Genomic DNA, 21,439 nt, shown 5'->3' with positions numbered 1-21,439 from the left:
GAGCGGCGCACCGGCGCTGAAGGTGCCGGAATGCGGCGTATCGCGGGATACTGGGCCAGATGATCGTCCACGAGTAGGACCGGCCGCGACCCATCGCAGCCAGATACAACTGCATCGGCCGTCGATACCGCGTGGGAGAGACCCCGGACGGGGCGCCGACGGGGCAATACTCCCCAGTAACCTCTCAGGCACCAAGGACCGCGCGGAGAAGGCCACTCTGAAGCGGCGGGCGCGCGCCCGCACGGGTGGAAGCCCGCAGCCTCACGGCCGCGAGCGACAGAGGGGGAGACACCGAGGAGAGCAGCCGCACCCGCGGCAGATGCGACCAGGAGGTCTCCATGTCGGAGCCGACGACCCCCCGATCCGCCCCTGACGGAGCGGCCGGCCCCGCGAGTGCGGCCGGCGCCCCCGCGCGCGTTTTCGCCGACCGGCACATCGGCGCCGACCCCGGCGCGATCGCCGAGATGCTGAAGACCGTCGGCTTCGACTCGCCGGCCGCGCTGATGTCGGCCGCCGTGCCCGAAACGATCCTGACCGCGCCCGGCACCCCCGCCCCGCTCGACCTGCCCGCCGCCGCGAGCGAGCGGGAGGCGCTGGCTGAGCTGCGCGCCTACGCCGACCGCAACACCGTGCGCACCCCGATGATCGGCCGCGGCTACTACGGCACCCTGGTTCCGCCGGTCATCCAGCGCAACATCCTGGAGAATCCCGCCTGGTACACGGCCTACACCCCCTACCAGCCGGAGATCTCCCAGGGCCGGCTGGAGGCGCTGCTCAACTTCCAGACCGCGGTCGCCGACCTCACCGGGCTCGCCGTCGCCGGCGCGTCGCTGCTGGATGAGGCCACCGCCGCCGCCGAGGCGATGACGCTGGCCCGCCGCGCCACCCGCGTCAAGAGCGACGTGTTCGTCGTCGACGCCGACGTCTTCCCGCAGACCCTGGCGGTGCTGCGCACCCGCGCCGAGCCACTCGGCATCGAGATCGTCACCGCCGACCTCACCGAGGGCCTGCCCGACGGAGACCTGTTCGGCGTGCTCGTGCAGTACCCGGCGTCCAGCGGCGCGGTCCGCGACCCGGGCCCGGTCATCGCGGCCGCGCACGAGCGGGGCGCGCTCGCCGTCGTCGCCGCCGACATCCTCGCCCTCACGGTGCTGGCCAGCCCCGGCTCCCGCGGCGCCGACATCGCCGTCGGCTCCACCCAGCGGTTCGGCGTCCCGATGGGCTTCGGCGGCCCGCACGCCGGCTACATGTCGGTCCGCGAAGGGCTTCAGCGCCAGCTGCCCGGCCGCCTGGTCGGCGTCTCCAAGGACGCGGCCGGGAAGACGGCCTACCGGCTCGCCCTGCAGACCCGCGAGCAGCACATCCGCCGCGAGAAGGCCACCAGCAATATCTGCACCGCGCAGGTGCTGCTCGCGGTGATGGCCGGCATGTACGCCGTCTACCACGGGCCGCACGGGCTGCGCGCGATCGCCGAGGACGTGCACGCCCGCACCGTCCGCCTCGCCGACGGGCTGCGCGCCCGCGGCGCCCGGGTGGTGCACCCGGAGTTCTTCGACACGCTGCGGGTCCGCGTGCAGGGCGGGGCGGCCGCGAAAGTCGCCGCGGCCGCTGAGCGCGGCGTCGACCTGCTGCGCGTCGACGACGACACGGTCGGCATCAGCTGCGACGAGGCCACCACCGACGCCGACATCGCTGCGGTCCTCGCTGTCTTCGGCACCGACCCCTCCAGCGCCGCCGCGGAACCGCGCAGCGCGCTCCCCGCTGACCTGCAGCGCGGGGTCGACTACCTCGACCACGAGGTCTTCCACTCGCACCGCAGCGAGACGTCGCTGCTGCGCTACATGCGCGGCCTCGCCGACAAGGACCTAGCGCTGGACCGCAGCATGATCCCGCTGGGCTCGTGCACGATGAAGCTCAACGCCACCGCCGAGATGGAGGCGGTGACCTGGCCGGAGTTCGCGCAGCTGCACCCGCTTGCGCCGCTGTCCGGGGCGGCCGGCACCGTTGCGCTCATCCGCGACCTGGAGCGCTGGCTGGCCGAGGTCACCGGCTACGACGCCGTTTCGCTGCAGCCCAACGCCGGCTCGCAGGGAGAGCTGGCCGGCCTGCTGGCCATCCGCGGCTACCACCGCAGCCGCGGCGAGACCGGCCGCGACGTCTGCCTGATCCCGTCCTCGGCGCACGGCACCAACGCCGCCAGCGCCGTCATGGCGGGGATGCGGGTCGCCGTGGTCGCCTGCGACGACGCCGGCAACGTCGACCTGGACGACCTGCGCGCCAAGCTCGACAAGCACGCCGGCGCGGTGTCGGCCATCATGGTCACCTACCCCTCGACGCACGGCGTCTACGAGGAGTCCATCACCCAGGTGTGCCGCCTCGTGCACGAGGCCGGCGGCCAGGTCTACGTCGACGGCGCCAACTTCAACGCGCTGCTCGGCTGGGCCAAGCCCGGCAAGTTCGGCGCCGACGTCAGCCACCTCAACCTGCACAAGACCTTCTGCATCCCGCACGGCGGCGGCGGTCCGGGTGTGGGCCCGGTCGCGGTCCGCAGCCACCTCGCCGGGTTCCTGCCCAACCACCCCGGACAGCCGGAGGCCGGCCCGCACACCGGTGTGGGCCCGGTCTCGGCGGCGCCGTTCGGTTCGGCGGGCATCCTGCAGATCTCCTGGGCCTACATCCGCATGATGGGCGGCGACGGCCTGCGCGCGGCCACCGAGGCCGCGGTGCTCACCGCGAACTACGTCGCCAAGCGCCTGGAGCCGTACTACCCGGTGCTCTACACCGGCGAGGGCGGCCTGGTCGCCCACGAGTGCATCATCGATGTCCGCGCCCTGGCGAAGAGGACCGGGATCAGCAACGAGGACATCGCCAAGCGCCTGATCGACTACGGCTTCCACGCGCCGACGATGTCGTTCCCGGTCAACGGCACCCTCATGGTGGAGCCGACGGAGAGCGAGGACCTGGCCGAGCTCGACCGGTTCATCGACGCCATGATCGCCATCCGGCACGAGATCGACCGGGTCGCCGACGGCACCGATGACGCCGACGACAACCCGCTGAAGAACGCGCCGCACACCGCGGAGGCCCTCACTGCCGACGAGTGGGACCACGCCTACCCGCGCAGCCGCGGCGCCTACCCGGTCGCGCGGCTGCGCCGGGAGAAGTACTGGGCGCCGGTGGCCCGCATCGACCAGGCCTACGGCGACCGCAACCTCGTCTGCTCCTGCCCGCCGCCGGAGGCGTTCGAGGGCATGTGACCGACCGGTCCGGCCCGCGGGTCCGGACCGCGCTCCGCCGGCCGCTGCAGCGGCCGGCGGGACCTGTACTGCCCCCGCCCGGAGCCCGGGCGGGGGCAGTGCTGTCGGTACCCCGGCGCTGGAGGGGCGGTGGGGCGGGGGCTCGGCGGTTGGTGCGCGGCGGTGCGGACGGAATTATCGGAAAGATTGTTTTCGGTAAGCGCGCACGTCATGCAGCGGCCGAATGGGAGCGTTCCCATTTTCTGGTGGCGCCCCTCTTGCGGGCGCCCAGGTGCCGCCGTAGCGTCGCCACTGATTCGATCCGTGACCGGGCAGGCGCGCTCGGTCATCCCGCACCCGCGTCCCGATCCGCGGCGCTCCCGCGCCCGGGCGGGGCAGATCGGAGCCCCCATGTCCCCCTTTGCTTCGTCCCCCTCCGCGGGGCGGCGCCGCCGCTCCGCCGGCCGCCCGGCCGGGATCCGCCCGGCCGTCCCGGCCGCGCTGGCCTCCCTCGCCGCGGCCGCCGCCCTCGGGATCGTCGCCGCTGCACCCCCGTCGGCGGCCGAGCCGGCCGCGGGCGCGGCCGACCTCGTCTGGAGCGACGAGTTCGACGGCGAGGCGGGCGGCGCCCCGGACGCCGCGAACTGGACCCACGAGACCGGCGACCACGGCTGGGGCAACGGCGAGCTGCAGAACTACACCACCAGCCGGGAGAACTCCGCCCTCGACGGCGACGGCAACCTCGTCATCACCGCCCGCCAGGAGGGCGAGGGCTACACCTCGGCCCGGATGGTGACCAAGGACAAGGTCGAGCACTCCTACGGCCGGGTCGAGGCCCGTATCCAGATCCCCCGCGGCCAGGGCATCTGGCCGGCCTTCTGGATGCTGGGCGCCGACTTCCCCGAGACCGAGTGGCCCAACTCCGGCGAGATCGACATCATGGAGAACGTCGGCTTCGAGCCCTCCACGGTGCACGGCAGCGTGCACGGGCCCGGCTACTCCGGCGGCGAGGGCATCACCGGCGGCTACGACCACCCGCAGGGCGGCGACTTCGCCGACGGCTTCCACGTCTACGCGATCGACTGGGAGCCGGGCTCCATCACCTGGTCGGTGGACGGCGAGCCGTTCCACACCGTCACCCCCGCCGACACCGGCGGCAACGAGTGGGTCTTCGACCAGGAGTTCTTCCTGATCCTCAATGTCGCGGTCGGGGGAGAGTGGCCCGGCTATCCCGACGAGACCACCGAGTTCCCCCAGGAGATGAAGGTCGACTACGTCCGCCTGTACGACAGCTGACGCGCAGTCCTCCGCCGGGCCGGCGGCGCGCACTTCGGCCCTGCTGCCGCCGCTGACGCCCCGGAGTGGACCGATGACGGGTCCGCTCCGGGGCGGCCGCAGGGGAGGCCTGGGGTGCCGGGGGAGCGCTTTGCCGCCGCGGAAATCTACGCCGTAAAGGCGGCGGGATGTGTGCCGCACCGCCCCGGCGGACGCCGGTCGCACCGCAACACCCGGAACGAAGGCGGCCGAGGCCGGTGCAGGAACCGCTAGTCTCCTTTCGGACCGCGCCTTCGGCCGCCCCGGCGGAGGGCGCCCGCCCCCGCGCCCCCGGAGACTGCAGCGATGACAGCGACGACCGGAGCCTCGGCCACCGGCACCCCCGACGGCGATCCCGCGGACCTCTGCGAGCAGGGGCGCGACCTGGCGGCGAGCGGGCACTACGCCCGGGCCGCCCAGGTCTATGAGCGGGTGCTGGACGGCGGGTCCGAGGAGTACCGCGCCCAGGCCGCCATGGGACTGGCCGTCGCCCGCCACGGCGCCGGCAAGGTGGCTGAGGCGCGCGCCGCCGCGCGGGCCGCCATGGCGACGAACGACCCGGAGTACGGGCCGCGGGCCGCCTGCCACCTGGCGCTCACCTTCGAGGAGGAAGGGCGCGACGACGGCGCCGAGCAGGCGTGGCGGCACGCGCTCGACTGCGGCAACGACCGCTACACCGCTGCCGCCCACCACGGACTGGCGCGGATCCTGGAGGACCGCGGCGAGACCGAGGCCGCCCAGCCGCACTGGCAGGGCGCCCTGGACGGCGGACCGGCGACCGCTCCCGCGGCCGCGCAGGACTACGCCGAGCGCCTGCTGGCCCGCGGCCTGCCGGCCGAAGCAGAGGAGGCCGTGCACCGCGGCCTGGAGAAGGACGAGCAGCCGGGGCTGCGGCTGCTTCTCGGCGCGGTCCATGTCGAGCGCGCCATCGCCGAGTTCGGGGCCGTGGTCGACGCGGCCGCGCCGCAGCGTCCCGCGCGCCGCTCCGCGGCGCAGGGGGGCGGCCCGCAGGCAGCGGGGGAGCGGCGCGCCGAAGACCGCGGAGAGGCCGGCGTCGGGCCGGGAACGGCCGCGGCAGCCACGGAGCTGCTGGCCCGCCTGCTGGCGGTGCGCGGCGACGCCGATGCGGCGGCCCAGGTCTGGGAGGAGGGCGCCGGCCACGCAGACGCCGACGTCGCCGAGGACGTGCGGGCCCGGCTGCGGCGCGGCTTCCTCCCGGGCGACGGTGAGGGCGACGAGGCAGCCGCCTGGTGGGACCCCTTCCTGGAGGCTGCGGAGGCCGAGGGGACGACGCCGATGCTGGCCGGCGAGCTGTTCGCCGCACTCGGCGACCTGCACGCCCGGGCGGCCCTGCCCGTCGTCGAGGGCGAGGTGCGCGTGGCCGAACTGCGCCGGGCCCTGGAAGGAGCGGTCCGCATGCCCGGCTCCTACGTGTGGGGCCGCGCCCTGTACGACGATTTCCGCGAACGCCTCCGGCAGGCGTCCGGCTCCGATGGCCCCGTGCTCCCCGACGGCTGGCCCGACCAGCCGGAGTGAGCCGGGGGCGGGGGCTGCGGTAGCCGTCCGCCGCGCCGCTTGGGTAGCCTCCTCCTGCCCGCTGGGCGGCGCGGGGAACGCCGCGGCGGGCGCAGTGGCGCCGAGGCGGCTGATGGGGGAGAGGCAGTGGGAAGCGCGGTTCCCGCCATGGACGCGGGCGGGCTGATCGGAGCGGTCGGAGCGCTGCTCGCGGTCGGTGGGACGATGCTGGCGGTCGGGCTGCTCGGACGCTCGGGCCGGCTGGCGCCCAACGAACTCGTCGGGATCCGCACCAAGGCCGCGCAGAGCAGCGACCGCGCGTGGTACGCGGTGCACCGGGCCGCTGCCGGGTGGATGATCGCCGGGGCCGCCGCAGCGTTCCTCGGCATCCCGGCCGTCCTTCTCGGCGGCAGGGCCGATGTGCAGGCGGCGATCCTGGCGGGTGCGGTTGCCGCGGCGGCGGCATTGGGCGGTATCGGCGCTGTCCGGGCTGGGCGCAGGGCCGGCGCAGAAGCGGCGCCGGACGGCGGCTAGCCCCGCCTCCGCCGGCGCTCCGAGCGCGGTGCGGCGCCGCCGTGCCGCAGGTGCGGCGGGCCGGGGCCGACGCCCTAGGTTGGGGGCATGGACCTGGAGATCGAGACCGCCAAGGGGCCGGGCCGCGTCACGGTGGAGCAGCCGGAGGGCGAGCCGCGGCTGCTGCTGGCCGTCACACACGGAGCGGGAGGCGGCGTGGATGCGGCCGACATCGACGCGGTGCGGGCCGCTGTCCTGGCCGGCGGTGGGGCCGTCGCACTGGTGACGCAGCCCTACCGGGTCGCGGGCCGGGCGATGCCGGGCGCCGCGACCGGGCCGCAGGACGAGGCATGGTCGGTGCTGATCCGTGAGCTGTGCGCGGAGACCGGTGCCGGGACCGGGAGCGGCCCGCCGCTGGTGCTGGCCGGGCGCTCCAACGGGGCCCGGGTGGCCTGCCGGACGGCGCGGGGGCTGGGTGCGGCCGCGGTGGTCTGCCTCGCGTTCCCCGAGCATCCGCCGAAGAAGCCGGAGCGGTCGCGCGCCGCGGAGCTGCGCGGCGCGGGCGTACCGGTACTGGTGGTCAACGGCGACCGCGACCCGTTCGGGGTGCCCGATGCGGGCGACGCCGAGACGGTCGTGGTGCTGCCGGGGGAGCGGCACGATCTGGCCCGCGATCCGGCGGCGGTCGCTTCGGCCGTGGCCGGATGGCTCGCCGAACGGTTCCCGCCGCGCTGACGGTGGCGGCGGGCGCCGCCCCCCGGAAGAATCGGCCGCTCCGGGGATGGGTGTGCCCGCCGGGGATGCCCCGCGGGCACGGGCCGCTCCAGCTGGCGAGGCTGTGGCCCTCGTCGACTGCGGTCTCAGGCCGCCGAGGCCACCGACGGGCGATGGGGAGCGACGGTACGGCCGTCGGGAAGGAGCTCACCGGTGTCCTCGAACAGGACGACCCCGTTGCAGAGCAGGCTCCAGCCCTGCTCGGGGTGCTCGGCGACAACGCGGGCCGCTTCGCGGTCCATGGCGTCGTAGGTCGGGCACTGGTTCTCGTGTCGGCACATGGCGCGCCTCCGGTCTGGTGTGCGTGCGGGGCCGAACCGCGGCCCCGAGGGAACCATAGTGGGCTGGACCACACCCTTGTGTGCGTTCTCGCATAATCCGACGCGGAGTGCGAGCGTATGGATCGACCCGGCCACCCGGATGGCCGCATCCGGACGGCCGGTTCTTCGCGGTCCCGCGGCCCCGGAACCGGGAGCCGGCCGGGGCGGGGGCCGCGCGTCAGCGGCTGCCGGCGAGCGCGTCGCGGGAGAGCCGGTCGGCGCGGCGCACCGTCTCCGGGAGCCGGTAGCGCGGAGTGAGGCGCAGCGTGAGCGCGGTGGCGCCGGCGAGGTCCGCGCGGTGGCCGACCGAGACGTAGACGGGCTTGACGCCGGCCCGGGTCCGCACGGCCCGGCCGACGGTGGCGCCGGAGTCGACGAGGGGTGTCCACGCGCCGCGCTCGGCGCCCGGTTCGTCCGCGCTGCCGGTGAACCGCGACTTCGCGACACCGATCGCGGGCCGGTCCAGCAGCACGCCGAGATGGCTGGCCAGCCCGAACCGGCGCGGATGGGCGATGCCGAACCCGTCGCAGACGAAGACGTCGGGTGTGACCGTGAGCCGCTCAACCGCGGTGAGCAGCGGCGGCAGCTCCCGGAACGCGAACAGGCCGGGCACATAGGCGAACCCGGGCTCCGCGGCGGCCGTGGCCGAGTCGACGACCTCCAAGCCGGGCAGCGCGAGGACGACGGCGGCCGCCACCAGGCGCCCGGCCGCGTCGTCGTAGGTGACATCGAGCCCGGCGGCCGTCCGCACGGCGCCGGCATCGAGCTCCTCCTCGGCCACCCGCGCCGCAAGCCTCACCTGCAGCTCCTCGGCTGCTGCCGGCTCCTCCGGCCACAGCGCGGGGTCCCCGGGGTCGAGGGCATCGGGTGCGGAAGGCTCGTTCACACGGGCGATCCTCGCATGGGTGCGCTGCTGATCCATCCAGAGGACTTCACTAGGCGTCCCTGCCGCCGCGCCGCCACCGGTCGGCAGTGACGTCGGCACCGTCGGCGAGGGACGCGATGAGGGCTCGAGCCTCGTCTGTCGGCGCGGAGACGACAAAGACGACTCCGTCCGCCTCGGTTCCAGCGTCATCGAGGAGGGCGGCAGCGAACCGTATCCGGTGGTCGGGGGCTTCCCCGAGAACCTCTCCGACCGCCGCAGCAGTGCGATGACCGTGCGGCCACGTCGCGGATGCCAGGGCGAGAAGGGACGCCGGATCTTCGCGCCCGCGGTCGAGCAGCACGTCGGTCCTGCGGATAGCGAGGTCCCGGTAGAGGCCCGCTTGCCAGAACGGCTCCTCGGTGGCGAAGCGCTCCGCATCGGCACGGCCGTCGACGTCGACAACGTGCACACTCCCAGTGTGCTCAGCGCCGTCCGCCGACTCCGTCGGTCCGCGCAACACCAGCCGGTCGGCGTAGCTGTCCATGAAAACCTGGTGCTCTTCTGAGAGCGCCTCCAAAGCATCCCCGGTTCCTGGACGGTCGACGGCGCGGACGTAGAAGAGCATGGCGGGAGACTATACGCGCCAAGGCAAGGACGCCTCCGGGCGCTGAGGTGCCTCGGGGCGGCCGGCCGGGCGGCGAGCTAGTCGCGGGTGGGACGTAACGCGCCAAGGGAAGGGCGGCTTCGCCGGGAGCTTCTCCTGCTCTGCCCCGCCGCTTCGGGATCGCGGTGCGACCAGTGATTCTGCTGTTCGCGGAGCGGGGTGGACCAGACCGAAGGCTCCCGCACCTCTGCAGCCCGCTTCCCGGCGTTCAGTGCGTCGGACAAGCCGAAGACGGCAGCGACGGCAGCGGTGTCCGGGCCCTCGGGCGGCGGCCGGGCGCGGGCGGGCGGCTCGCGAACCCTTGGTAACACCCAATCGGCGCCGCAACTGCCACCTTTCCAGCGGCAAATCCCCGCGGAATCGAGAGGCGTGATCCTTCCGCGGCTCACTTCACCGGGCTATTTTCACTCTGCGTGGCGACATGCGGGTCGAAACCGGGCGTCAGTCACCGGCGGGGCGCGGGTGTCCGGTTTGGGGCCCACGCGCAGGAGCGCGGCGCGTTCGTTTTCGGGGGATGGCCAGATCACTGCTGCCTCACATCACCCAAAGTGCCCAATTCGGCGTCACGACTCGCGCCTTTTCGCCGGCCTGGCCGCGGAAAAGGTGGGTGTGCGGAAATCGGACATCGCCACACTGTGTGACCCCGAGTTTGTGAAGTTCAGCGTGGCGCGGAATTGGGTTCTGCGTACAGGGTCCATAGGGGGGAGGGTGTCTCCTGCTCGGTCCGGGTTTGCAGGGCCCCCATTGCGGCGTCCGTTTAATGGAATTTGCCCCCCACCCGCGCTCCGCGACCAGCCCGCCACCCGGCCGACCAGCCCGAGCCCTCTGTCCAGGCTCGCCGTTGCTGCCGCTATTGCGCTTGCCCGACGCAATGGCCATCGGTTGGCCGGCTGCCGAGAAGCGGGAGCCTGCGGTCTCAGCCGTCCGAGCCCGGCGAGCATCAGCGCCCCTGGTCATGCGCCGACTTCGAAGTGGCGGGACAGGGGGAGAATCTGTCGGCGAAGCCGGCCTTGTCCTCCCGCCGTGGACCTTGCCGCTCCACCAGCAGCCGCGGAAGGCCCGTCCGGATCGGGGCGGATTCCGGCTGGAACCCCTGCGGCGCGGGAATCGCCGTGTTTAGTATGTCGATCGTCGTGTGTCGGATGTCGCTGCGGGCCGGGGGCGGCTGGAGCGGCCGCGGGGGCGCGCGGGCGCTGTCGGGAGGGCGATTGCGGGTCGGACTGTTCATCGCGTGCGTCACGGACGCCCTCTACCCGGACACCGGGCGTGCCGCCGTGCGCCTGCTGCGGCGGCTCGGCTGCACCGTCGTCTACCCGCCCGGCCAGACCTGCTGCGGCCAGGCCCACCACGCCTCCGGCTATCGGCGCGAGGCCGCTGCGCTGGCCGCCCGGTTCACCGGGGTCTTCGCCGACTGCGACACCGTGGTCACGCCGTCAGCCTCCTGCGCTGCGATGGTCGGCACCCGCTACCCCGAACTGGCCCGGCGCGATCCGCGTATCGGGGACGTGCCGCGGGTCGCCGAGCTCACCGAGTTCCTCACCGACGTGCTGGGTGTGACCGACGTCGGCGCCGCCTTCCCGCACCGCGTCGCCTACCACCCGACCTGCCAGGCGGCCGGCGGCGGTGACCGGCCGCTGCGGCTGCTGCGCGCCGTGCGCGGCATCGACCTGGTGGAACTGCCCGGACCGCAGTGCTGCGGCTTCGGCGGCACCTTCGCCTGGAAGAACGCCGACACCTCGGTTGCCCTCGCCTCCGACGCGGTGCGCCGCATCGGGGAGAGCGGCGCCGATGTCGTCTGCTCCGACGATGACGCCTGCCGCATGCAGATCGGCGGGGCCCTCTCCCGGCTGCGCAGTGGTGCCCGCACGGTGCACATCGCCGAGATCCTCGCCGCCACGGCGCCGGCGCCCGCCGGGGCGCCGCGGTGAACCGCCCGTTCAGCGGAGTGCTGCGCGCCCTCGGTGGTGCGCGGGCCCGGCGGACGCCGCACGGACCGCCGCGGTTCGCCGACACCGCCCGGTCCGCACTGGCCGATACCGACGCCCGCCGGTCCCGCTCTGCTGCGGCCCAGAGCCGGCGGGACTCTGCCGCCCGCGGCCGCGCAGCCGAACCCGACTGGGACGGTCTGCGCCGCCGCGCCACCGCCGTGCGGCGTGCCGCGCTGGCCGACCTGGAGCGGCACCTCCTCGCCTTCGAGAAGAACGCCGCGGCGGCCGGAGCGACCGTGCACTGGGCGCGGGACGCCGATGAGGCGGGCCGCACGGTGGCCCGCCTCCTCGCCGCGACCGGCACCGGCCGCGGCGCGCCGCCCGCCGCGGCCGTCGCGCGCGCCTCCTCCGCCACTCTCGGCGAGCTCGGTATCGCTGCCGCGCTGCACGGCGCAGGGGTGCCGACCTGCCCGACATCGGTGGGCGACCTTGTCGCGGAGGCGTCCGACACCGCAAGCACCGCCCGCGGCCACGGGCGGGCGCGCGCCCGCGCCGCACTCGCGGCCCGGCTGCCCGGAGCGCCCGCAGGCCTGCCGGCCGAGCCGGCGGCGCTGGTTGGTGCGGCCCGCGACTACCTGCGCGAGGCCCTGCTGGAAGCCGAGGCGGCGCTCACCGGGGCCAATGCGCTGGTCGCCGATTCCGGCAGCGTCGCTGTCCTGGAGAGCGAAGGCAACGTGCGCCTGGGGGCCGCGCTGCCGCGCACCCTGGTCACCGTCGCCGGAATCGACAAGGTGGTGGCGTCCTGGAGCGACTTGGCCGTGCTGGCCCGGGCGTGGGCGCGGTCGGCGACCGGAGCTCCGATGCCGCCCGCGCTGTCTACCTGGACCGGTGTCGCGGCCGGCGACGGGCCGGATGCCGTGCACGTCGTCCTCGTCGACGGGGGGCGCACCCGCGCCCTGGCCGACCGCACCGGGCGCCAGGCGCTGCAGTGCATCCAGTGCAGTGCGTGCAAGGACGTCTGCCCGGTCTACGAGAAGGTCGGCGACGGGCCCTATGGATCGGTGCACTCCGGTCCGATCGGCGCGGCACTGGTGCCGCAGCTGCGCGGCACGCGCGCCGCCCGTGAGGCCTCGCTGCCGTTCGCATCGACGCTGTGCGGCGCCTGCACGCAGGTCTGCCCGGTGGGCGTGGACATCCCGTCGGTGCTGCTGGAGTTGCGGGCGCAGGTGGTCGACGAGCGGCGTGCCGACCCGGTGCCGCCGCCGGAGCGGGTCGCCGCGCAGAGCGCCGAATGGGTGCTCTCCGACGCGCGCCGCTACCGCAGGGCGCTGGGCACGGTCCGGCGGTGGGCGGTGCTCGGCGCGCGCGACGGCCGGATCCGCCGCCTGCCGGGCCTGCTCGGCCGGTGGACCGATGCGCGCGACCTGCCGGAACCGCCGCGCCGGTCGTTCCGCGACTGGTGGTCCGGCGGCGGCGCGTGAAGGGGGCGCGGATGGGCAGCGGCGATGCGGCGCGCGAGGAGATCCTGGCGCGGGTCCGCCAGGCCGCGGTGGTGGCGGGCGAAGCGGCGGATGCGGGGCCGGACTCCGGCGCCGCCGGAAGCCAGGCGGGCGGCGGCCCCTCTGATGCCGGCTTCGCGGAGCCGGCAGAAGGGGGCGGGCGCGGCCGCCCGCTGGAGGAGCTGTTCGGCGAGCGGCTGGCAGCGGTCGGCGTCGGGGTGCAGCACGTCAGCGGCGTCGACGACCTGCCCCGGGTGATCGCGTCGGCGCTGTGGGCGCGCGGGGTGCGCCGGGTCGCGGTGCCGGCCGGACTGCCGGCCCGGTGGCTCTCCGACCTCGACGGCGTGTGGGCGATGCGCGACGACCCGCCCCGCGCCCCGCTGTCCGTACGCGCCCTCGACGGGGTGGGCGCCTCGGTGACCCGCTGCGCGCTTGCGGTCGCCGACACCGGAACCCTCGTGTTCGACGGCGGTGTCGGCCAGGGGCCGCGGCGCCTGGCCGCCCTGCCGCCCTACCACGTGTGCGTGGTGGAGTCCGGCCAGGTCGTGGCGGACATGGCTGCGGCCCTCGCCGCCCTCGACCCGGCGCGGCCCACCACCTGGCTCACCGGCACCACCGAATCCACCGCCGTCGACGGCGTCCCGGCCGGCCCGGTGCACGGCCCCCGCCGCATCGACGTGGTGCTGGTCGACTAGGGCGTGTTCGGCGGCCGGCCGTCCGGCTGCGCGTCGCCCTGGCGGCGCGGCAGGGCGGCGGTCCGCCAGCGTCCCAGCGGTGCGGCGGTCCGGTGGCCGGCGCGCGGCGCCGCGGGACGGATGGGCGACCGGGGCAGGCGGCTCCGCGGGAGCCGGGACACGCGGGGGAGCAGCGCGCTGCGGCGCCGGGAGCGGGCGGCGGTCCCGGCGGGAGGGCGGGCATGCCGCTTCGGCGGCTCGGGCAGACCGAGGCGGTGCGGACGGCCGGCAGCGCAGTGACGTGTGCTGCCGGAGCGAGGTCGCCGCGCGGGAGCCGCCTGCGGCCTCATCCGCCGGGGCAGGGCGGCCCCGCTGGAGCAGAGGCGGCGGCGGTCGCGGGTGCTGCCCGCGCCGCTGCCGCGCGGGCGGGGCCGGACGGGGACGCGGCACGGCGCCGCCCGCCGCGGACGGCCCGGGCACCGTCGGTATCCCGCGGTGCGCTACCGGCCGTGTCCGCCTCTGCCTGCGGCCGCGGGGCGCCGGCGCAGCGGCGCAGCGGTGTGCGGGGCCGGTACGGCGGTATCCGAGCGCGGTTCCCGAGGGCGCCCGGCGGCGGAAGCCCTGCTCGCCCGCACCGGCGCACCGGTCCGTGCAGCCGGTGGAGGCGGGCGGTGGAGGGCAGGGGCCGTGCGCCCGCCCTTCGCGCCGGTCGGCCCGCGGCCTGACCGGGTGCCGCCGGCGTGCAGCGGCACCCGGACGGAGCGGACCGTCACATGCCGCCGCGGGTACGGCGCGCCGCGGGGCGGGTGCGGCGGCCCGCGCCGGCGAGCCCGCCCCGCTGGAAGGCGCGGACGAGTTCGCCGCCGAGGTTGACGCCGGCACCCAGGGCCAGGCCGACGGTGACCGCCTCGGTGAGCGTCAGCAGGCCCTGCATCGCCTCGCCCATGGTCATCTCCAGCAGGCCCCGGTAGAGGATGGAGCCGGGCAGGAGCGGCGCGATCGCCGGGATCACGTACGGCAGGACCGGCCGGCGCGTGCGCCGCGCGAACCAGTGGCCCATGACGCCGATGACCACTGCGCCGGTGGCGGCGCCGATCACCGGCGGCGCGTCGAACACCGCGCGCACCGACGCGTACATCACCCAGATCACGACGCCCATCACACCGATCGCCGGCAGCAGGCGCGGCGGGACCGTCAGCGAAACGGCGAACGCCATCGCGATGCCGGCCGCGCCGATCAGCACCAGCGGTCCCATGTCGGTGCCGGCCGAGGGCAGGTTCTCGATGTCCATGTCGATGCCCAGGCGGACCGCCGTGTAGGCGACCACGCCGACCCCGGACACGATCGCGCCCAGCGTGAAGAACACCTCCAGCAGCCGCGCCGACGCCGACACGTAGCTGCCGCTGATGCCGTCCTGCAGGCTGGAAACCAGGGGCCGCCCCGGGAGCAGCGCCATGATGTTGCCGGTGATGATCGCGCCCGCCTGCAGCCCCAGGTCGAGCTGGGAGCTGGCGAACAGCAGCCCGACGCCGATCGCCGAAGCGAGCGCCGAGGCCACCGCCATCTGGTAGAACTCCGCGATGCCCCGGTTGGCGAGTGCCGCCGAGGCGCGGTCGCCGAGCACGGTGGCGATGAACGCCGCGGTTCCCACGATCGGCCCGCCGCCCATCATCAGCGTCGCGCTGGAGGCGATGAGCCCGAACCCGGTGATGACGCCCCAGTTGGGGTAGGGCGGCCGGGCGCGCTTGATCTGCTGCAGCCGGGCCAGGGAGCTCTCCAGCTCGGTCAGGCCCAGCGCTGCGTCCTGCACCAGCCGGTGCAGCTCGTTCACCCGGAAGTAGTCGAGGCTGCGGCGGCGCACCACGCGCTCGCCGGTGATCGGCGGGGTGTCGCTGCCGGCGTGGATGGACAGCGAGATGACCGTGAACGTCACCGAGACCTCGGTGCGCGGCAGCTCGAAAGCCACCGACAGGCTCAGCATCGCTTCGCTGACGGCCTCCGTGCTCTCGCCGGAGGCGAGCATGAGCTCGCCGACGCGCAGCACCAGGTCGATGGCGCGCGGATCGGGCAGTCCGTCGGGGTCGTCGTCGCCGTCCGCGCCGTCGGAGCCCGGACTCCAGTCGCGCAGCCTGCTGAGCAGGCTCTCCTCATCGAAGTCCTGGGTGAGCGGGATCGGGTCGTCGGCCTCGAAGTCGTCCCGGTCGGGGTCGGAGCGGTCGGGACCCTCCGGCGGGTGGTCGGCCATCGGCGTTTCTCGCTGCCTCGCTGTCTGGTGGATGCGGGTGGCCGCTGCGCCGCGCCGGAAGGCCCTCGTGCTCTGCGCGGCGGCGCCGGGCGGCCGCGCGGGTTGCCCGGCGGGCCGCGCGGCGCGGGCGGTCACGGATGTGACGCCGTGCTGGGCGGGCGGGTTGGCCTGCCCGCGCGGTTACAGCGGGTGAGGTCGCTCACCGCGCCTATCGTGCCAGCCTGGACGCCGGAGCGGGCTGAGCGGCCCCGGTACGCGCGGGACTTGAACCTTTCCTGACCCGCCGTGCGGCCGGATCGGAACGGGCGCCGCGGCAGTGCCGGCGTCCGCGCGGCCCGGCTCGGCCGTCAGTCGGTGTCCTGCCCCGGGCGGACCACACCGGTCTCGTAGGCGTACACGACCGCCTGGACGCGGTCGCGCAGGCCCAGCTTGGTGAGGACGTTGCCGACGTGCGTCTTCACCGTCGTCTCGCTGACGACCAGGCGCTCGGCGATCTCGGCGTTGGAACGGCCGCGGGCGAGGTGGCGCAGTACTTCCTGCTCGCGCTCGGTGAGCCGGTCCAGCCCGCTGTCGGCGGTCTCCCGCGCCGAAGGCAGGTGCGCGGCGAACCGGTCGAGCAGGCGGCGGGTGACGGTGGGCGCGACGATGGCGGCGCCGTCGGCAACGACCCGGATCGCGTTGGCCAGTTCGTCCGGCGGCACGTCTTTCAGCAGGAATCCGCTGGCGCCGGCGCGCAGAGCCTCGACCACGTACTCGTCCAGGTCGAAGGTGGTGAGGACGAGCACCCGCATGCGGTGGCCGGACGTGCCGGCCCAGTCGAGGATGCTCCGGGTCGCCTCGATGCCGTCGGCTCCGGGCATGCGGATGTCCATCAGCACCACGTCGGGGAGCAGCCGCTTCGCCGACGCCGCTGCGCTGCGGCCGTCGGAGGCTTCGCCGACCACGGCGAGGTCGTCCTCCGACTCGAGGATGAGGCGGAATCCGGTGCGGAGCAGGGGCTGGTCGTCGACGAGCAGAACGCGGATGGGCATAGCCCGATTCTTTCGGATTCCAGTCCCGCGCCGTGCAGCGGGACGCCGTGCGCGGCGCCGGACCGGTCCCCGCTGCCCCGCGGAGCCCGCTGAACGCCCCGGTCCGCGCTGTGCGGAGTCTCCGGTCGGCCGGATGCGGCCGCCGCCGCGGCGGGGGAGGGCCGGGCCCGGACGGGAGTCCCGGCCCATGCCGGGTTGGTTCGAACGCGGCGTGCTCCGCCCTCACCTGCGGTGGCCGCCGGCGGCGCGCCGTGCGCGGGCCGCCGTTCGCGAGGCCCTGCTGCCGCCGCTCCCGCGGCGCAGCGCAGCCGGCGGGGCCGGGGGCATGCGTCAGAAGGGGATCCGCGCCCGCACCGTGAAGCCGCCCCCGCGTGCGGGAGCGGCGGTGAGCGAGCCGCCGAACAGCGCGGCCCGCTCGCGCATGCCGAGCAGGCCGTGGCCGGGGCCTTCGCCTCCGCTGCCGGGTGCGGCCGTGCCGGCGCCGTCGTCGGTGACCTCCACGACGAGCGCGTCGGGCTCATAGGACAGGTGCACGTCGGCCGCCGTGCCCGTGCCGCCGTGCTTGAGCACGTTGGTCAGCGCTTCCTGCACCAGCCGGTACACGGTCACACCCTGCAGCGGCGGCAGCGGCCGCTCCGGCCCCGTCACCCGTAGCCGCGCCGCGACACCTGCGTCGCACACCGACGCCAGCAGAGCGCCCAGGTCGTCGACACCGGGCTGCGGTCCCCGATCCGGGCCGGCGATTCCGTCTTCCGGGGTGCGCAGCACCCCCACCAGGCGGCGCATCTCGTCCAGTGTCTGCCGGCCGGTGCGCTCGATCTCCTGGAGCGCCTGCTCGGCGCGCTCGGGGCGGCGGGCGATGACCTTGCGGCCCGCGGTCGCCTGCACCGTCATCACGCTGACGTGGTGGGCGACCACGTCGTGCAGCTCGCGGGCGATGCGGGACCGCTCTTCGGCGACCACCGCCCGGATCTGCGCGTCGCGGGTGCGTTCGAGCCGCTGCGCGCGCTCGGCCAGCTCGGTCGTCGTCGATGCGCGGCTCCGCACCACCCGCCCCAGCCACCACGCCGCCGCCAGCGTGCCCAGCGCGAAGGCGTAGCGGCCCCACCACGGCCCTTCGGCGGGCTGGACGGAGACCGCAAGAGCGGCGGTGTCGGCGATCAGCACGACTGCGATGCCGGCGGTGCTGCGTGCCAATGGCATCCAGCGCCCCACGGCGTACGCCGCCGCGACGATGCCGAACGACGCGCCCGCCCAGGCGAACGCGCCGGCCCACTCCGCGGCGAGCCCGCCGGCCATCATGGCGAGGGCGACCGGCACCGGACAGGTGCGGCGCAGGAGCAGCAGCAGCGCCAGCCCCGCACCGGTGAGATGGCCGCCGAGCTCCCAGCCCCAGAGGTCCTGCGGCGAGTCCGGGTGGGCGAGCTGGAGCAGGCTCGCCGAATTGACGGCCGCGAGGCCGGCGGCCAGCGCAGCGTCCCCGAGTAGTGCCCGCCGGCGGTCCGTGCCGGGCACGGAGCCGCCCAGTGGTGCAGCGGCAGCGGGTGCAGACGCATTCACACGCCAACGGTAGGCCGCGCGCGGCGCAGGCCGGCACCGCCCGCCGGCGGATCCGCCCTCATCCCGCGGAACGAGGGCCAAGCACCTGGACCGGCCTGCCCCGCCGCCGCACCGCGCCGCCGACCGGCGCCGCGGCGGGGAGCCCGTCCCGGTCCGAGCGTTGGAGGCGCACCGGCAGGCGGTGATCGCGGCGGCGCTGCGGCGCCCGGACCGGGCCGGCCCGGGAGCCGGCGGTGCTGGCGCTGTGGGCCGGAAGCGCCGCAGCCGAGCGTGGCGGGCCGGCAGTCAGCGCTGGGCGCGGACGGGAACGGCGGGGAGGGGCGGCGGAGTGCCGCCGAATTCGGGGCAGTGGGCCTGGTGGTCGCACCAGCCGCAGAGGGGGGTGCGCCGCGGCCGCCAGTCGCCGGAGCGCTCGGTGGCGGCGATGTCTTCGGCGATCCCGAGGATCTCCGCCTCGGCGGAGCGCAGCTCCTCCTCTGTGGGGTCGTACCAGCGGGCGCTGCCGTCGCCCAGGTAGAGGAGCTGAAGCCGGGCCGGGATCTCGCCCAGCTCGCGCCAGAGCATCACGCCGTAGAAGAAGATCTGGAACTTGGCCTTGTCCTCGAACCGCGGGCGCGGCGACTTCCCCGTCTTGTAGTCGACCACCCGGATCTGCCCGCCGGGGGCCACGTCGATCCGGTCCACGTAGCCGCGCAGCCGCAGCCCCGACTGCAGCGTGACGTCCATCCGCAGCTCGCGGTCGCGCGGCTCCAGCCGGTGCGGGTGCTCCAGCTCGAAGTAGGTGTCGAGCAGCCCGCGGGCGCTGGTGAGCCAGGCGTCGAGGTCCTCCGCGCCGCCTTCGCCGAACAGCTCCTCGACCTCGGGCCGGGAGGTGCGCAGCTTCTCCCACTGCGGCGCGATCAGCGCGTGCGCCGTGCGCGGGGTACGGGTCTCCGCAGGCAGTTCGAACAGCCGCTCCAGCACCGCGTGCACCAGCGTGCCGCGCAGCGCGGCGCTGCTGGGCTTCTCCGGCAGGCGGTCGATCACCCGGAACCGGTAGAGCAGCGGGCACTGGAGGAAGTCCTGGGCGCGGGACGGCGACAGGGCGGGGAGGGACGCCGAGTGGGCGGAAGGCATCCCCCCACGATAGGCGCGCCGGGCTCCGTCCGGCACCGCATAGCCTGGGCTTGTGAGGGATGAGCGCGAAACAGGCGAGGGCGGTTCTGCCGCGTCCGGCGGCCAGGGCGGAGGGGCGGCGCCGGCCCGGGGCCGCGGCGGCCGCGGCTGGGTCATGGGGCGCCCGTTCGGCATCCCCGTCTACGTGGCTCCGTCGTGGCTGGTCATCGCCGCGGTGATCACGCTGCTCTACGAGCCGATGGTGGAGGCGGTGCTCCACCTGGGGCCGGCCTCCTACGCGGTCGCGTTCGTGTTCGCCGTCCTCCTCTACGCCTCGGTGCTCGTGCACGAACTCGCGCACGCCGTCGTCGCCCGCCGGTTCGACATCCCGGTGGAGCGCATCACCCTGTTCATGCTCGGCGGGGTGACCGAGATGCGCGGTGAGGCGCGCACCCCGGGCCGCGAGTTCCTCGTCGCCTTCGCCGGTCCGCTGCTCTCCCTCGTGCTCGCCGCCGTGGGCGGCGCGGCCTACCTGCTGGTGAACCCGGCAACCGTCGTCGGTGTGCTGATCTGGCAGCTGTTCGTCGCCAACCTGCTGGTCGGAGTGTTCAACCTGCTGCCCGGCCTGCCGCTGGACGGCGGCAAGCTGGTGCGCGCGGCGGTGTGGGCGCTGACCCGCCGCCCGACCGCCGGAACCGTCGTCGCCGCGTGGGGCGGGCGGCTGCTCGCCCTCGGTGTGATCGCGCTGCCGTTCCTGGTCGCGCTGCCCGTGGGCGAGCGGCCCGGCGTGTTCATGATCGTGCTGGGGCTGCTGCTCGGCGGGTTCATGTGGGTGGGTGCCGGCAGCGCCCTGCGCAGCGCGCTGATCCGTGAGCGCATCCCGCGGATCCGCGCCCGGTCGCTGGCGCTCCCGGCGGTCGAGGTGCCCACCGGAACGCCGCTGGCCGAGGCCGACCGGCGCGCGGATGCGGTGGGTGCGGGCGCGATCGTGGTGACCGACACCGGCGGCACGCCGCTGTCCATCGTCAACGCCGACGCTGCCCGCGCGGTGCCGGAGGAGCGCCGGCCCTGGATCTCGGTCGACTACGTGGCGCGCTCCCTCGCCCCGGACGCCGCCGTCGGCGCCGATCTGCAGGGCGAGCAGCTGCTGGCGGCCCTGCGCGCCGCGCCCGCCGGCGAGTACCTCCTGGTCGACCCGGACGGCTCGCTGGCCGGCGTGCTCCGCACGTCCGACGTCAACAACGCCATCACGCGCTCCTGAGCGGCCCGTGCTCCGGGCCGCGGACGGTGCGGGCCGCAGCCGCGCGAGCCGCGCACACCGCCGGATCCCTCCGGGAATGCGCGGCCCGCATGCAGCGGCTCGGGCGCCCCTGCGCCCGCGCTTGAGCGCATGCGGCCGCGGAATGAGTGCCGGGCGGAGTCGGGGCGGCCGGCGCGGGCTGTCCGCTCCGCTCCGGCGCAGTTGCGGCACGCCGCCCGGTCGGCAGCAGGCGGGCCGCCCGGCCTGCCCGACGCCGCCGCGGGGATACCGGCTCGGCGCCCGCCGCGTCTCCCGCGGTGCTGCCCCGCCGCGGGTGCGGGCGCGTTCGCTGCCTTGTCTCCAGGCCCGCCGCCCGCGCAGGAGCGCCAGCCTGGCGGGTGGATGCCCGGCAGCGGTGCGCACTAGGGTGGCTGCCGGAATCAGAGCGCGCGGCAGAGCACTCCGTCAGGGCCGCCGGGCCCCTTCGGGCCAGATGACGGTGACCGGGCGGCCGGCGGAGCGGGCGTAGGCGACGATGTCGGCCGTGCCGCCGGGGCCGCGGGCGGGACGGCCGTCCCACACCGCCACCACTTCGTCGCAGCGGTCCACCATGAACCGGCCCGCCTCCAGATGGGCGTGGGCCGTTGAGCGCACCTGCGGCAGCCGGTGCACGGCGGCGGCGGAGCGCAGGAGCTCGTCGTAGGTGCGCAGGTGCTCGTCCGGCAGGCCGTCGCGGTACTCCGCGGCTGGGACGACGGCCTCCAGCGTGCCACCCGCGTCGAGCAGCGCGCGGGCGAAGAGGGCGTCCGCGCCGTCCGCGAGGCAGGACAGCCCCACCGGATCGGCGGCCGACGCCAGCCGGGTGCGGAGTTCGGCATCGATCTGCCCGCGGGCGGCGTCCGGTAGTCCACGGTGGCCGGTGACGGCGATGCGCGGCACGGTCGTACTCCCTTCCGGACCGGAGGT

Annotated in this window: 17 protein-coding genes and 1 riboswitch; of the genes, 9 read left to right on the top strand and 8 right to left on the bottom strand. The window is 75.4% G+C overall.

What is annotated here, in order from left to right; translation table 11 throughout:
* Positions 1-122 precede the first annotated feature (122 nt).
* A riboswitch (glycine riboswitch) is annotated at positions 123-211 on the top strand.
* Between the two features lie 127 nt (positions 212-338).
* The 5 genes from gcvP to ACYVGT_RS11010 all read left to right on the top strand — a co-directional run bounded on the left by gcvP (position 339) and on the right by ACYVGT_RS11010 (position 7,313).
* Positions 339-3,257 carry an aminomethyl-transferring glycine dehydrogenase gene (gene gcvP, locus ACYVGT_RS11030; RefSeq protein ID WP_460856761.1) on the top strand — a complete coding sequence of 973 codons (2,919 nt, stop codon included), beginning with the start codon at positions 339-341 and terminating at the stop codon, positions 3,255-3,257.
* Positions 3,258-3,647: 390 nt separating this feature from the next.
* Complete coding sequence (locus ACYVGT_RS11025; RefSeq protein ID WP_460856758.1) at positions 3,648-4,532, top strand: glycoside hydrolase family 16 protein; 885 nt, start codon at positions 3,648-3,650, stop codon at positions 4,530-4,532.
* Positions 4,533-4,856: 324 nt separating this feature from the next.
* Positions 4,857-6,086, top strand: coding sequence for a tetratricopeptide repeat protein (locus ACYVGT_RS11020; protein WP_460856756.1), 1,230 nt, complete (start codon positions 4,857-4,859; stop codon positions 6,084-6,086).
* 126 nt (positions 6,087-6,212) lie between these two features.
* On the top strand, positions 6,213-6,599 hold the full coding sequence (locus ACYVGT_RS11015) for an SdpI family protein (RefSeq protein WP_460856755.1): 387 nt from the start codon (positions 6,213-6,215) through the stop codon (positions 6,597-6,599).
* 87 nt (positions 6,600-6,686) lie between these two features.
* Positions 6,687-7,313 (top strand): alpha/beta hydrolase family protein, encoded by a 627-nt coding sequence (locus ACYVGT_RS11010; RefSeq protein WP_460856753.1) that lies wholly within the window; start codon positions 6,687-6,689, stop codon positions 7,311-7,313.
* 125 nt (positions 7,314-7,438) lie between these two features.
* On the opposite strand, the gene ACYVGT_RS11005 is transcribed toward ACYVGT_RS11010, so the two are convergent.
* The 3 genes from ACYVGT_RS11005 to ACYVGT_RS10995 all read right to left on the bottom strand — a co-directional run bounded on the left by ACYVGT_RS11005 (position 7,439) and on the right by ACYVGT_RS10995 (position 9,162).
* On the bottom strand, positions 7,439-7,633 hold the full coding sequence (locus ACYVGT_RS11005; protein ID WP_460856751.1) for a DUF5999 family protein: 195 nt from the start codon (positions 7,631-7,633) through the stop codon (positions 7,439-7,441).
* 217 nt (positions 7,634-7,850) lie between these two features.
* Complete coding sequence (locus ACYVGT_RS11000) at positions 7,851-8,558, bottom strand: endonuclease V (protein WP_460856749.1); 708 nt, start codon at positions 8,556-8,558, stop codon at positions 7,851-7,853.
* Between the two features lie 49 nt (positions 8,559-8,607).
* A complete protein-coding gene (locus ACYVGT_RS10995) occupies positions 8,608-9,162 on the bottom strand; it encodes a YciI family protein (RefSeq protein WP_460856747.1) in 555 nt (184 codons plus the stop codon).
* Positions 9,163-10,409: 1,247 nt separating this feature from the next.
* Here ACYVGT_RS10995 and ACYVGT_RS10990 point away from each other — a divergent pair.
* Genes ACYVGT_RS10990 through ACYVGT_RS10980 form a run of 3 tightly spaced genes read left to right on the top strand, consistent with a single transcriptional unit; the run spans position 10,410 to position 13,323 of the window.
* A complete protein-coding gene (locus ACYVGT_RS10990; RefSeq protein WP_460856745.1) occupies positions 10,410-11,129 on the top strand; it encodes a (Fe-S)-binding protein in 720 nt (239 codons plus the stop codon).
* Positions 11,126-12,610 (top strand): LUD domain-containing protein, encoded by a 1,485-nt coding sequence (locus ACYVGT_RS10985; protein ID WP_460856743.1) that lies wholly within the window; start codon positions 11,126-11,128, stop codon positions 12,608-12,610. The genes ACYVGT_RS10990 and ACYVGT_RS10985 overlap by 4 nt, the downstream gene beginning before the upstream one ends.
* An 11-nt stretch (positions 12,611-12,621) precedes the next feature.
* A complete protein-coding gene (locus ACYVGT_RS10980) occupies positions 12,622-13,323 on the top strand; it encodes a LutC/YkgG family protein (protein ID WP_460856740.1) in 702 nt (233 codons plus the stop codon).
* A gap of 748 nt (positions 13,324-14,071) precedes the next feature.
* Here ACYVGT_RS10980 and ACYVGT_RS10975 read toward each other — a convergent pair.
* The 4 genes from ACYVGT_RS10975 to ACYVGT_RS10960 form a co-directional block, all read right to left on the bottom strand.
* Positions 14,072-15,430, bottom strand: a complete 1,359-nt coding sequence (locus ACYVGT_RS10975; protein WP_460856849.1) for a threonine/serine exporter family protein — start codon at positions 15,428-15,430, stop codon at positions 14,072-14,074.
* Positions 15,431-15,894: 464 nt separating this feature from the next.
* The gene (locus tag ACYVGT_RS10970) at positions 15,895-16,578 is read right to left on the bottom strand and encodes a response regulator (protein WP_460856738.1); all 684 of its coding nucleotides are present in this window, start codon (positions 16,576-16,578) and stop codon (positions 15,895-15,897) included.
* A gap of 330 nt (positions 16,579-16,908) precedes the next feature.
* The gene (locus tag ACYVGT_RS10965) at positions 16,909-18,138 is read right to left on the bottom strand and encodes a sensor histidine kinase (RefSeq protein WP_460856735.1); all 1,230 of its coding nucleotides are present in this window, start codon (positions 18,136-18,138) and stop codon (positions 16,909-16,911) included.
* Positions 18,139-18,423: 285 nt separating this feature from the next.
* Positions 18,424-19,254: a RecB family exonuclease gene (locus tag ACYVGT_RS10960; RefSeq protein ID WP_460856733.1), complete on the bottom strand. Its 831-nt coding sequence runs from the start codon at positions 19,252-19,254 to the stop codon at positions 18,424-18,426.
* A gap of 154 nt (positions 19,255-19,408) precedes the next feature.
* Between ACYVGT_RS10960 and ACYVGT_RS10955 the strand changes: the two genes are divergently transcribed.
* Positions 19,409-20,494, top strand: coding sequence for a site-2 protease family protein (locus ACYVGT_RS10955; protein ID WP_460856847.1), 1,086 nt, complete (start codon positions 19,409-19,411; stop codon positions 20,492-20,494).
* Between the two features lie 444 nt (positions 20,495-20,938).
* Here ACYVGT_RS10955 and ACYVGT_RS10950 read toward each other — a convergent pair whose 3' ends face one another.
* Positions 20,939-21,412 carry a hypothetical protein gene (locus ACYVGT_RS10950; protein ID WP_460856730.1) on the bottom strand — a complete coding sequence of 158 codons (474 nt, stop codon included), beginning with the start codon at positions 21,410-21,412 and terminating at the stop codon, positions 20,939-20,941.
* Positions 21,413-21,439: the final 27 nt, after the last annotated feature.

This window comes from Nocardiopsis coralliicola (assembly GCF_054779695.1).
This window is presented reverse-complemented; position numbering and strand designations above follow the sequence as displayed.

Excerpts from the sequence above, each read along its gene's own strand:
- gcvP (WP_460856761.1), top strand. The coding sequence starts at position 339 with ATGTCGGAGCCGACGACCCCCCGATCCGCCCCTGACGGAGCGGCCGGC.
- ACYVGT_RS11025 (WP_460856758.1), top strand. The coding sequence starts at position 3,648 with ATGTCCCCCTTTGCTTCGTCCCCCTCCGCGGGGCGGCGCCGCCGCTCC.
- ACYVGT_RS11020 (WP_460856756.1), top strand. The coding sequence starts at position 4,857 with ATGACAGCGACGACCGGAGCCTCGGCCACCGGCACCCCCGACGGCGAT.
- ACYVGT_RS11010 (WP_460856753.1), top strand. The coding sequence starts at position 6,687 with ATGGACCTGGAGATCGAGACCGCCAAGGGGCCGGGCCGCGTCACGGTG.
- ACYVGT_RS11005 (WP_460856751.1), bottom strand. The coding sequence starts at position 7,633 with ATGTGCCGACACGAGAACCAGTGCCCGACCTACGACGCCATGGACCGC.
- ACYVGT_RS10995 (WP_460856747.1), bottom strand. The coding sequence starts at position 9,162 with ATGCTCTTCTACGTCCGCGCCGTCGACCGTCCAGGAACCGGGGATGCT.
- ACYVGT_RS10980 (WP_460856740.1), top strand. The coding sequence starts at position 12,622 with ATGGGCAGCGGCGATGCGGCGCGCGAGGAGATCCTGGCGCGGGTCCGC.
- ACYVGT_RS10970 (WP_460856738.1), bottom strand. The coding sequence starts at position 16,578 with ATGCCCATCCGCGTTCTGCTCGTCGACGACCAGCCCCTGCTCCGCACC.
- ACYVGT_RS10960 (WP_460856733.1), bottom strand. The coding sequence starts at position 19,254 with ATGCCTTCCGCCCACTCGGCGTCCCTCCCCGCCCTGTCGCCGTCCCGC.
- ACYVGT_RS10955 (WP_460856847.1), top strand. The coding sequence starts at position 19,409 with ATGGGGCGCCCGTTCGGCATCCCCGTCTACGTGGCTCCGTCGTGGCTG.